Below are 966 nucleotides of genomic sequence, written 5' to 3'. Positions count from 1 at the left end.
ATTGAATTGATTTGTCGTAGAGAAATGATTCCATTTTATAAAAAATTTGGATTTTCAGATGACTATGGTGCTTCTGTTTCAATGCGACGAAGAAAATCAACCAGAGACGAGAACTGCAACCTCCTAGAAGCAAGGAGCTAAATGATTATGACCCCAAGAGCACTAAAGATAGCATTGTTTACTGTCTTAAGTATTATTTTATCTTATTATGTGGCTGTATTAATGCATGAGTATGCTCATGCTACAACGGCGTATCTTTTTGGCTATAAATCATCCCCATTTGATATTAAATATGGGAGCTGGTACTTAGTGCCGGTATCGGAAGCCGTGGATTATGCAAGCATATTAGCCTCAGGACATGGTGTTCATGAAGCATTAATTGGGATTAGTGGAATCACGGTAACGTTAATATTGTTTTTAACTTCCTTATTTCTTTTAAGCCGAAAATGTATACAAGAGAGATCGTTTTTATTAAGTTTCTTTTTTTGGTTGGCAGATATAAATCTGATGGAAATGTTTTCATACCTTAATCGCACATTTATTATGGGGGATATCGGTGAGTTTATTCAAGGTTTCAATATTTCACCCTTTTTTATTTTTATCCCGGGTACCATCATTGTTTGTTGGGCGCTATATAGATTCTATAAATATGAGATCATTAAAATGTTTCAAACTCTTCCTGTAAGGACAATCTTTATGCGAAGAATTTTTTGTGGACTACCTTTTGGACTTTGCCTTTATCTATTATTTATTGGGAAGCGCCAACTGATTGGAAAATATTTTCCAATATTACCAATACAGTTTCATTATTTATTGTTTTTTTTATAATTGTCATTTGTGACCCATCTAATAGGTGGATTAAATCCAGGTTACAGAAGTAGTAGTCCAATGAGGGGCAGGACAATCATTGGAAGCAAAAGATACTCTAGCAAGATATCTCATTGTAAAATAATGATTTTTGAGATC

At 33.9% G+C, this 966-nt stretch carries 1 protein-coding gene; it reads left to right on the top strand.

Annotated features, from left to right (window positions below; translation table 11 throughout):
• The first annotated feature begins 141 nt into the window (after positions 1–141).
• Entirely contained in the window at positions 142–828 is a 687-nt protein-coding gene (locus Ldro_RS13500; RefSeq protein ID WP_058496957.1) for a hypothetical protein, read from the top strand.
• Positions 829–966 lie beyond the last annotated feature (138 nt).

This window comes from Legionella drozanskii LLAP-1 (assembly GCF_001467585.1).
GTDB lineage: Bacteria > Pseudomonadota > Gammaproteobacteria > Legionellales > Legionellaceae > Tatlockia > Tatlockia drozanskii.
The sequence above is the reverse complement of the archived record's forward strand: the minus strand, read 5'-3'. Positions and strand labels throughout refer to the sequence as shown.